A 10703-nucleotide genomic window follows, 5' to 3' on the forward strand; every position below is an offset into this window, starting at 1 on the left:
GCCGGCGCCCCGCCCGCCCGGGGCGGGGTGCCCTCGGGCGGGCGGGGCGCCGGCCTGGTGCGCCGGGTCGTCACGGCCTTGCGAGCTGTGGCGAGGGGTCTCGGGCGGACAAGTCGCAGCCTGGAGTCGCGCGGGGTACGGGACGTCACGGGGAGCAGTCTTGCCTCTGACGGCCCGAAAGCCCAAACGGAACCCGTATCAACGGTGTCGGGGCCGTGCCGCACCGGCCGGGACCAATCGGCCGAAGCGGCACATCCGCTTACATCAGGGGCGTGAGGAAGCGTCGCAGCGTCTCTTCGTAGTGGGCCGGGCCGGCGTTCCACATCGCCGCATGCGGAGCCTGGGGCACGGCGTGCAGCGAGATCAGGTCGGGGCGGCGGGCGGCGAGCTCCCGGGACGGCTGCCACGGGGCCAGGGTGTCGTCGGGCCCGTGGAAGATCAGCGTCGGCACATGCAGGGTCGCGGGCAGCGATGTGTCCAGGAGCCGGGCCCCTTGCAGCCCGGTCTTCCCCTGGGCGGCGCGGACTGCGAGGGGCAGCAGGGCGGAGGGGACGCCGTGGGCGGCGGCCAGGGCGCGCAGCGTGACCTGCCAGTCCAGCACCGGCGAATCGAGGACGAGACCGCAGATCCGGTCTCTCAGCGCGGAGTTCACGCAGGCGTGCAGGGCCATCGAGGCGCCGGTGGACCAGCCGTGCAGGACGACCTTTTCGGCGCCGTAGCGCACGGCGAAGCGGATGGCCGCGTCGAGGTCCCGCCACTCGGACTCGCCGAGGTGGGCGAGCCCGTCCGGGGAGCGGGGGGCTCCGGGGTCGCCGCGGTAGGCCAGGTCGAGCACGGGCAACTGCTGCCCGTGCAGGAAGGCCGTCAGGTTCAGCGGGTGTTCCCGGGTGGTGCCGAGGCCGTGTGCGGTGATGACCCAGGTGTCGCGGGGGCCCGGTACGAACCAGGCGGGCAGGCCGCCGAGTTCCCCGGGGATCTCGACCTCGCGGAATTCGAGGCCGAGGGCGGTGGCGGGGTCGCCGCTGTGGAGCTCCGGCGTGATGCGGACCTTGGCGCCGGGGCGCAGGGTGCCGTGGTTCACGCGCTCCAGCCGGCGCACGACGGTGTCGGCCGCCTGGTGGGCCTGGTCGATCACCGGGCCCACGACGGCGTGGACGCCGTCGCCCACCAGCCCGTAGGTACCCGGCCGTAGCGAGGTGAAGGACCGGGTGAGGGTGACCTGCCCGGCCGCCGTCGCATGCACGGTCAGCCGGCGGTCGGCGGGGAGGGGGCGTCCGGACGGTGCCTTGAGGGCGGCGTCGCCGGCGTACCGGCCGGCGGCGACCGCCGCCGCGCCGACGCCGAGGATCGTGGTGACGGCTGCTGCTGTTGCTGTAGCGGGGCGCACCGCTTCAGTGTCCGGGGCGCCGCCGCACGCTGCCAGCGGACGGGGGCCGTCCGGTGCGCCGGCCGGATCCCCTACCGGTTTCCGCGCGGCTGCCCGTACCCCTTCAGCGCTTCCCCGACGTCGCTCAGCTGCTCCGGCGTGAGCAGGGCCGGGGTCCGGCCGGGCACCGAGCTCGCGGTGAGCCAGAGGCGGCACAGCCATTCGAGCTGGGCGGTGCGGTCGTACGCCTCGTCGAGGGAGGCGCCGTAGGTGACCGTGCCGTGGTTGCCCAGCAGGCAGCCGGTACGGTCACGCAGAGCCGTGAGCATGTTTTCGGCCAGTTCGTCCGTGCCGTAGCGGGCATAGGCGGCGACCCGGACGGGGCCGCCCAGCATCGCTGCCGCGTAGTGCACCGACGGCACCTCCACGACCAGCGCGGAGACGGCTGTGGCGTGCACCGCGTGGGTGTGCACCACGGCGGCCGCACCGGTGTTCCGGTACACCGCCAGATGGAGCGGGAGTTCGCTGGTGGGGGCCATGGTTCCGAGGACCTGGTTGCCCTCCAGATCGACGCCGGTGAGGTCCTCGGGGCGGAGCCGGTCGTACGGCACTCCGCTCGGGGTGACCAGTACGGTCCCGCCGACCCGTGCCGACACGTTGCCCGAGGTGCCCACGACCAGTCCCTCGGAGGCCGTCCGGCGGGCGGTGGCGACGACCGCGTCCCAGGCCCGTTCGATCGAATCGCGCCACTCACCGCTCATACGAAGATCCTTTCAACGGATGAGCGGCTCTTTGCCACCCCTCCCACGACGGCCTCCTCGGACGCCGGATTCCGGGCCCACACCGGCCCGTACCGGAATCCGGCCGTCACCCGGCGGACGAAAAGGGCGACCGCACTCCGGTTGGGGTCACCGCAACGCCCTGCCCAGTTCATCTTCCGTTCACCCAGATTGCCTACGGTCCACGTGCCACTGACGTCGAACGATTGCCTGGGTAAATGGAACACATCACGCTGCTGCTCGCGATTGTGATCGTGACAGCTCTAGTGTTCGATTTCACGAACGGTTTCCACGACACCGCCAACGCGATGGCCACCACCATCTCGACCGGCGCACTCAAACCCAAGACAGCGGTGGCCATGTCCGCCGTTCTCAACCTCGTAGGCGCGTTCCTGTCGGTGGAGGTCGCCAAGACGATCTCCGGCGGGATCATCAACGAAGACGGGCTCAGAACCGAGGTCATCTTCGCCGCGCTCGTCGGCGCCATCCTGTGGAATCTCCTGACCTGGCTGGTCGGCCTGCCGTCCAGTTCCTCCCACGCGCTGTTCGGCGGCCTGATCGGCGCCGCGGTGATGTCCGCGGGCTGGTCGTCGGTCGACGGCGGCACCGTCGTCACCAAGGTGCTGCTCCCCGCGGTCGCCGCACCGGTCGTCGCCGGTCTGGCCGCGCTGCTGGCCACCAAGCTGACGTACCGCATCGGCGGGAAGGTCACGGGCGGCGCCCAGGAGAAGGCCACCGCGAAGGGGTACCGCGCCGGGCAGATCGCCTCGGCCGGGCTCGTATCGCTCGCGCACGGCACCAACGACGCGCAGAAGACCATGGGCATCATCACGCTCGCCCTGGTCACCGGCGGCGTCCTCTCCCCCGGCTCCAACCCGCCGGTCTGGGTCATCGTCTCCGCGGGTCTCGCCATCGCACTCGGCACCTACCTGGGCGGCTGGCGCATCATCCGCACCATGGGCAGCGGCCTGACCGACCTGAGGCCGCCGCAGGGCTTCGCCGCCCAGACCAGCGCGGCCACCGTCATCCTGGCCTCCTCCCACCTCGGTTTCTCCCTCTCCACGACCCAGTCGTGCTCCGGCGCGGTCATGGGCGCGGGCCTCGGCCGCAAGGGCGGCGTGGTCCGCTGGTCCACCGCCACCCGGATGTTCGTCGCCTGGGGCCTGACCCTGCCGGCCGCCGGTCTGGTCGGCGCGGGCGCGGAGTTGCTCACCAAGCAGGGGACCTGGGGTGTCGTGGTCGTCGCGGCGCTGCTGGTCGCCGGCTCCGGTGCGATCTGGATGCTGTCGCGGCGCAAGCCCGTCGGCCACGACGACGTCGCCCCGGCCGGTGCGGACGCCGAGCCCGCGGGCGTCGTCACCATGGCCATCGCGGCCGTCAGCCCGCCGCCCACCGCGGCCGCTCAGCCCCACGACCTCACGGCCACCATCCCGGCCCCCGCCGGGCCGGTCGCCGACCCGGCCCGACCCGCCACGGTCTAAGAGCCTCCGGTAAGGACAGATCCCCATGAACATCGACTGGGCAGCCCTCGGCACCGTCTTCGGCGTCTCACTCGTCGCCACCGTCGCACTGGTGGGCCTCTTCACCCTCGGCATCGTCGGCCTCTCCAAGCAGCCCGAACCGGCCGCGCAGGGCGGCTCGTCGGGCGGTCCGGCGGGCTCGGCGGGCGGTTCGCTCATGCTGGCCCGCGCGGGCGCGTACGTCTGCTTCGGCCTGTGTGCCGCGGCCGTGGCCTACGGCATCTACCTGATCGTCGCCTGATCACCGCCTGAGCCCCACCGGTCCCACTCTCATCGGGCCGGACGCACCTGAGGTGCGTCCGGCCCGATGTGCGTCTCAGCACACTGCACCTTCGCAGGTCAACGGCAAGTTGACGGGCGTTCGCAGAGCGTGGTGGACTGCCGGAGCCATTACGGCGACAGCAGAGGAAGCCGGTGCGAATCCGGCGCGGTCCCGCCACTGTCACCGGGGAGCAGTCCCCCACCACTGGAAGTCACGGTCCACGCAAGCGGACTGGAAGGCCGGGGGAACTGCGGATCCGGAAGCCAGGAGACTCTCGTCGCCGTCACGTCGAACCAGGGCGCGGACCCTGAGTGAGGACATATCGCCATGCCCGGCTGCCGTGCGTCCGTCCCTGTGCAACCCCCAGCAGGTCCCCAGGTCCTTCGAGGCGCAACGGCCGGCTGAACCGTGCGTGCCGATCGCATCTTCGCGTACGGCGCCACGGCCGGTCTGATCGGCGATCTGCTGCTCGGTGATCCCCGCAGGGGGCACCCGGTCGCCGCCTTCGGGCGGGCCGCGGCAGGCGTCGAACGCCGTCTGTGGCGCGACCACCGCGGGTGGGGCGCCCTGCACACCCTGGTCTGCGCCGGAGGCGCCGCCGGGGGCGCGGCGCTGGCCTCCCGCGCCCTGCGCCGCCACCCCGCCGCGTCCGTCGCCCTGACCGCGGCCGCCACCTGGTCCGTCGTCGGCGGTACGTCGCTGGGCCGCGAGGCCCGGTCCATCGGCGACGCCCTGGCCGCCGGGGACCTCGAACTGGCCCGGGAACGGCTGCCGCGTCTGTGCGGCCGCGACCCCCAGTCCCTGGACGGTCCCCAGATCGCCCGCGCCGTCGTGGAGTCGGTGGCCGAGAACACCTCGGACGCGGTGGTCGGCGCCCTGGTGTGGGGCGCGCTGGGCGGGGTCCCCGGACTCGTCGGGTTCCGGGCCGCCAACACCCTCGACGCGATGGTCGGTCACAAGTCGCCCCGCTACCGGCGTTACGGCTGGGCCTCGGCCCGCCTCGACGACCTCGCGGGCTGGCCGGGCGCCCGGCTGACGGCCCTCCTCGCCGTGGCCGCCGGGGGGCGGCCACGGGGAGCGGTCCGCGCGTGGCGGGCCGACGCGGCCAAGCACCCGAGCCCCAACGCGGGCCCGGTGGAAGCCTCGTTCGCCGGCGCGCTCGGCGTACGGCTCGGCGGGACGCTCGCCTACGGCGGCCGGGTCGAGCACCGTCCCGTGCTCAACGGGGAGACGGGCCGCGCGGTGGAGTCCGCCGACATCGAGCGGGCCGTACGGCTGTCGCGCCGAGTGAGCGCGCTGGCCCTCGGCGTGAGCGTGGCGGCCCGGCTGGGCGCGGGTTTCGCGGCACGCAGGATCGCGGGGACCGGCACCACCGGCGCCCGTACCACCGGCGCCCGTACCCACGGACCCGGCCTCTCAGGATCTCGACTCGCGGGAACTCAACTCTCGGGATCCCGACCCGCAGGATCCCGACTCTCAGAACGGAGACCGACATGAGCGGCGGACTGCTGGTCGCCGGGACCACATCGGACGCGGGCAAGAGCGTCGTCACGGCGGGCATCTGCCGCTGGCTGGTGCGCCGGGGCGTGAAGGTGGCGCCGTTCAAGGCCCAGAACATGTCGCTCAACTCCTTCGTCACCCGCGAAGGCGCCGAGATCGGCCGCGCCCAGGCCATGCAGGCCCAGGCCGCCCGGGTGGAGCCGACCGCGCTGATGAACCCGGTGCTGCTCAAGCCCGGCAGCGACCGCTCCAGCCAGGTCGTCCTGATGGGCCGTCCGGTCGGCGAGATGAGCGCCCGCGGCTACCACGGCGGCCGGCAGGAGTCGTTGCTGTCCACCGTCGTGGACTGCCTGGAGCAGCTTCGGGGCACGTATGACGCGGTGATCTGCGAAGGGGCGGGCAGTCCGGCCGAGATCAATCTGCGGCGCACGGACATCGTGAACATGGGCATCGCACGGGCGGCGCGCTTCCCGGTGGTGGTCGTCGGTGACATCGACCGCGGCGGGGTCTTCGCCTCGTTCTTCGGTACGACGGCCCTGCTCTCGGCCGAGGACCAGGCGCTGATCGCCGGCTACCTGGTCAACAAGTTCCGCGGCGACGTCTCGCTGCTGGAGCCCGGTCTGGACATGCTGCACGGTCTGACGGGACGGCCGACGTACGGGGTGCTGCCGTTCGCCCACGGTCTCGGCATCGACGAGGAGGACGGGCTGCGGGTCTCGTTGCGCGGCACCGTACGCGAGTCCGTCGTCGCTCCGCCGCACGGCGAGGACATCCTGCGCGTCGCCGTGTGCGCCGTGCCGCTGATGTCCAACTTCACCGACGTGGACGCGCTGGCCGCCGAACCGGGCGTCGTCGTACGGTTCGTGGACCGGGCCGAGGAACTCCACGACGCCGACCTCGTCATCGTGCCCGGCACCCGCGGCACGGTGAAGGCACTCGCCTGGCTGCGCGAGCGCGGGCTCGCCGACGCACTGCTGCGGCGCGCCGCCGAAGGACGCCCGGTCCTCGGCATCTGCGGCGGCTACCAGATCCTCGGCGAGCACATCGAGGACGACGTGGAGTCGCGCGCCGGGCAGGTCGACGGGCTCGGACTGCTGCCCGTACGCATCCGGTTCGACCGCGAGAAGACCCTCGCCCGCCCGGCCGGGGAGGCCCTCGGCGCCCCGGTCGAGGGGTACGAGATCCACCACGGCGTCGCGGACGTGCGCGGCGGCGAACCCTTCCTCACCGACGGCGGCGGACAGCGTCTCGACGGCTGCCGGTCCGGCGCCGTGTGGGGCACCCACTGGCACGGCTCGCTGGAGAGCGACACCTTCCGGCGCCGCTTCCTGACCGAGATCGCGAAGGCCGCCGGCCGCCGATTCGTGCCCGCCCCCGACACCTGCTTCGCCGGGCTGCGGGAGGAACAGCTCGACCGCCTCGGCGACCTGATCGAAGAACACGCGGACACCGATGCGCTGTGGCGACTCATCGAGTCGGGCGCACCGGCAGGACTTCCCTTCATCGCCCCCGGAGCACCTGGAGCACGCGCATGAACGCGCCACTGACCGCCCCGATGAGCACCGTGCTGCTGTTGTCGACCGCCGACACCGACCTCCTCGCCGCGCGCGCCTCGGGCGCGCCGTACAGGATCGGCAACCCGACCCGTATCGACGTCCAGGACGAACTGCCCGCACTGATCGAGGGCTGCTCCGTCGCCGTGGTCCGCCTGCTGGGCGGCAAGCGCGCCTGGGAGGACGGCCTCGCGGCGCTGAAGGCGTCGGGCGTCCCCACCGTGCTGCTCGGCGGTGAGACCGTGCCGGACGCCGAGCTGATGGCCGAGTCGTCCGTACCGGCGGGCGTCGTCGCCGAGGCGCTGCGCTACCTGGTGGAGGGCGGCCCGGGCAACCTCGTCGAGCTGGCCCGCTTCCTCTCCGACACCGTCCTGCTGACCGGGCACGGCTTCGCCGAGCCGCAGAAGATGCCCGAGTGGGGCCTGCACGGCAGCCGTACGTTCACCGAGGGCCGCCCGACCGTCGGCGTGCTCTTCTACCGGGCGCACCACCTCTCCGGCAACACCTCGTTCGTCGACGTGCTGTGCGACGCCGTCGAGGCGCGCGGCGCCAACGCCCTTCCCGTGTACTGCGGTTCGCTGCGGGGCGCGGACGCGGGTCTGTACGAGCTCCTCGGCCGGGCCGACGCCCTGGTCGCCACGGTGCTCGCGGCCGGCGGCACCCGTGCGTCGGACGCCTCCGCGGGGGGCGACGACGAGGCCTGGGACATCGGCGCGCTCGCCGATCTGAACGTGCCGGTGCTCCAGGGGCTGTGCCTGACGTCCTCGCGGGCGGCATGGGACGCGTCGGACGCCGCGCTCTCCCCCATGGACGCGGCGATGCAGGTCGCCATCCCGGAGTTCGACGGCCGGCTCATCACCGTGCCGTTCTCCTTCAAGGAGCAGGGCCCGGACGGGGTGCCGGTGTACCGCGCCGACCCCGAGCGCGCGGCCCGCGTCGCCGGGATCGCCGTGCGTCACGCCGTCCTCAAGCACAAGGCGAACGCCGAGAAGAAGCTCGCCCTCGTCTTCACCGCCTACCCCACCAAGCACTCCCGCGTCGGCAACGCGGTCGGCCTGGACACGCCCGCCTCCGCGGTACGGGTCCTGGACGCCCTGCGCGACGCCGGATACGGGGTCGCGGAACACCCGGACAACGGCGACGAGCTGATCCACCGCCTCATCAACGCCGGTGGCCACGACGTGGAGTGGCTGACCGAGGAGCAGCTCGCCGCGGCGCCCGCGCGGGTGCCGCTGGCCGACTACCGGGAGTGGTTCGCGAAGCTGGAGCCGGGGCTGCGCGACTCGATGCTGGAACACTGGGGCGAGCCGCCGGGCTCGCTGTACGTGGACGGCGACGACATCGTCCTCGCCTCGCTCCGGTTCGGGAACGTGGTGGTGCTGATCCAGCCGCCGCGCGGGTTCGGCGAGAACCCGATCGCGATCTACCACGACCCCGACATGCCGCCCTCGCACCACTACCTGGCGACGTACCGCTGGCTGGAGAACACGTTCGGCGCGGACGCCGTAGTCCACATGGGCAAGCACGGCACGATGGAGTGGCTGCCCGGCAAGGGCCTCGGCCTGTCGGCGGGCTGCGGACCGGACGCGGTGCTCGGTGAGCTGCCGCTGATCTACCCGTTCATCGTCAACGACCCGGGCGAGGGCACCCAGGCCAAGCGCCGCGGCCACGCCACGGTGGTGGACCACCTGGTGCCGCCGATGGCCCGCGCGGACACGTACGGCGACCTGGCGAAGCTGGAGCAGCTGCTCGACGAGTACGCGCTGGTCAGCGATCTCGACCCGACGAAGGCGCCCACGGTACGGGCGCAGATCTGGACGCTGGTCAAGGCCGCGGAACTGCACCACGACCTGCATGTCGACGAGCAGCCGGGCGACGACGACTTCGACTCGTTCGTCATGCACATCGACGGCTACCTCTGCGAGATCAAGGACGTCCAGATCCGCGACGGTCTGCACATCCTGGGCGGCGGCCCGGTCGACGAGGCCCGCGTCAACCTGGTGCTCGCGGTGCTGCGCGCCTCGCAGGTGTGGGGTGGCACGGCGAACGCACTGCCTGGTCTGCGGGCGGCCGTCGCCGGGCACTTCGGGCTCAGCGAGAAGGAGCTGCTGGGCGAGCCGGGTGCGGCGGTGAAGGTGCCGGCCGAGCTGACGGCGCTGGTGGACGGCCCCGCTCGGACCGGCGCGGACGCGATCGATCTGCTGGAGCAGCTGTGCCGCCGGCTCGCGGAGGGCATGGAGGCGCGCGGCTGGGACGTGACCGCGGCGGCCGGTCTGGTACGGGAGGTGCTGGGCTTCGAACTCCCGGACGCCGTGGCCGTCCTGGGCTTCGCCTGCGAGGAGGTCGTGCCGCGACTGGCCCGGACGACCGACGAGATCGACCACATCCTCCTCGCCCTGGACGGTGGCTTCGTCCCGGCGGGCCCCTCGGGTTCGCCGACGCGCGGCCTCGTCAACGTGCTGCCGACCGGCCGCAACTTCTACTCCGTCGACCCGAAGGCGATTCCGTCCCGGCTGTCGTGGGAGGTCGGCCAGTCGCTCGCGGACTCGCTGATCGCCCGGTACCTCGCCGACACGGGCGACTACCCGAAGTCGGTCGGCCTGACCGTGTGGGGCACCTCGGCCATGCGCACGCAGGGCGACGACATCGCGGAGATCCTGGCCCTGCTCGGCTGCCGCCCGGTGTGGGACGACGCCTCACGCCGGGTGACGGGCTTCGAGGTCGTGCCGATGGGCGAGCTGGGCCGGCCGCGCATCGACGTGACGGTCCGCATCTCGGGGTTCTTCCGGGACGCGTTCCCGCATGTGGTGGGCCTCATCGACGACGCGGTACGCGCGGTGGCGGAGCTGGACGAGCCGGCCGACGCCAACTACGTACGGGCGCACGCCGACGAGGACACGGCGGAGCACGGCGACCGCCGACGGGCCACGGCACGCATCTTCGGCTCGAAGCCGGGGGCGTACGGGGCGGGCCTGCTGCCACTGATCGACGCGCGCAACTGGCGCAGCGACGCGGACCTGGCCGAGGTGTACGCGGTCTGGGGCGGTTACGCGTACGGGCGCGGGCTGGAGGGGCGGGCTGCGCGCGGGGACATGGAGACGGCGTTCCGGCGGATCGCGGTGGCGGCGAAGAACGTCGACACGCGGGAGCACGACCTCGTCGACGCGGATGACTACTTCCAGTACCACGGCGGCATGGTGGCCATGGTGCGGCATCTGACCGGGGAGTCGCCCGAGGCGTACGTGGGGGATTCGGCGACGCCGGATCAGGTGAAGACGCGGACGCTGGGCGAGGAGACGCACCGGGTGTTCCGGGCGCGGGTGGTGAACCCGCGCTGGATGTCGGCCATGCGGCGGCACGGGTACAAGGGCGCCTTCGAGATGGCGGCGACCGTGGACTACCTGTTCGGGTACGACGCGACGGCGGGGGTCGTGGACGACTGGATGTACGAGAAGTTGTCGGCGGAGTACGTGTTCGACGAGACCAACCGGGACTTCATGAAGAAGTCCAACCCCTGGGCGCTGCGCGGGATTTCGGAGCGATTGCTGGAGGCGGCCGAGCGGGGGCTGTGGGCGGAGCCGGACGCGGAGACGCTGGAGCGGCTGCGGGCGACGTATCTGGAGCTTGAGGGCGATCTGGAGGGGGACGAGTGAGCGGGGTACGTATGGCGGGTGTGGCGCCTGCGGCGGACGTTCTCCCCTGTCCCGCCCCTTCCCGTAACCG

7 protein-coding genes and 1 riboswitch are annotated in these 10703 nt (G+C 72.7%); of the genes, 5 read left to right on the forward strand and 2 right to left on the reverse strand.

The features are described from left to right. Positions 1–259: 259 nt before the first annotated feature. Positions 260–1387, reverse strand: a complete 1128-nt coding sequence (locus JGS39_RS29845; RefSeq protein WP_219572815.1) for an alpha/beta hydrolase — start codon at positions 1385–1387, stop codon at positions 260–262. 71 nt (positions 1388–1458) lie between these two features. Next, a complete protein-coding gene (locus JGS39_RS29850; protein WP_219572816.1) occupies positions 1459–2127 on the reverse strand; it encodes a class II aldolase/adducin family protein in 669 nt (222 codons plus the stop codon). A gap of 236 nt (positions 2128–2363) precedes the next feature. Between JGS39_RS29850 and JGS39_RS29855 the strand changes: the two genes are divergently transcribed. The 5 genes from JGS39_RS29855 to cobN all read left to right on the forward strand — a co-directional run bounded on the left by JGS39_RS29855 (position 2364) and on the right by cobN (position 10633). Then, positions 2364–3626, forward strand: a complete 1263-nt coding sequence (locus JGS39_RS29855) for an inorganic phosphate transporter (protein ID WP_219572817.1) — start codon at positions 2364–2366, stop codon at positions 3624–3626. 25 nt (positions 3627–3651) lie between these two features. After that, positions 3652–3906, forward strand: a complete 255-nt coding sequence (locus JGS39_RS29860) for a hypothetical protein (protein ID WP_219572818.1) — start codon at positions 3652–3654, stop codon at positions 3904–3906. Between the two features lie 163 nt (positions 3907–4069). Further along, a riboswitch (cobalamin riboswitch) is annotated at positions 4070–4201 on the forward strand. A 134-nt stretch (positions 4202–4335) separates the two neighbouring features. Next, on the forward strand, positions 4336–5424 hold the full coding sequence (locus tag JGS39_RS29865; RefSeq protein ID WP_306069665.1) for a cobalamin biosynthesis protein: 1089 nt from the start codon (positions 4336–4338) through the stop codon (positions 5422–5424). After that, positions 5421–6962 carry a cobyric acid synthase gene (locus JGS39_RS29870; RefSeq protein WP_219572819.1) on the forward strand — a complete coding sequence of 514 codons (1542 nt, stop codon included), beginning with the start codon at positions 5421–5423 and terminating at the stop codon, positions 6960–6962. The genes JGS39_RS29865 and JGS39_RS29870 overlap by 4 nt, the downstream gene beginning before the upstream one ends. 20 nt (positions 6963–6982) lie before the next feature. After that, positions 6983–10633, forward strand: coding sequence for a cobaltochelatase subunit CobN (gene cobN / locus JGS39_RS29875; RefSeq protein ID WP_219572820.1), 3651 nt, complete (start codon positions 6983–6985; stop codon positions 10631–10633). Positions 10634–10703 lie beyond the last annotated feature (70 nt).

Origin of the sequence: Streptomyces poriferorum (assembly GCF_019399235.1) — a bacterium.
Taxonomy (GTDB): Bacteria; Actinomycetota; Actinomycetes; order Streptomycetales; family Streptomycetaceae; genus Streptomyces; species Streptomyces poriferorum.

Bases quoted from the DNA above. Each gene is read 5' to 3' on its own strand.
- JGS39_RS29850 (WP_219572816.1), bottom strand. From the start codon at position 2,127: ATGAGCGGTGAGTGGCGCGATTCGATCGAACGGGCCTGGGACGCGGTC.
- JGS39_RS29855 (WP_219572817.1), top strand. From the start codon at position 2,364: ATGGAACACATCACGCTGCTGCTCGCGATTGTGATCGTGACAGCTCTA.
- JGS39_RS29860 (WP_219572818.1), top strand. From the start codon at position 3,652: ATGAACATCGACTGGGCAGCCCTCGGCACCGTCTTCGGCGTCTCACTC.
- JGS39_RS29870 (WP_219572819.1), top strand. From the start codon at position 5,421: ATGAGCGGCGGACTGCTGGTCGCCGGGACCACATCGGACGCGGGCAAG.
- cobN (WP_219572820.1), top strand. From the start codon at position 6,983: ATGAGCACCGTGCTGCTGTTGTCGACCGCCGACACCGACCTCCTCGCC.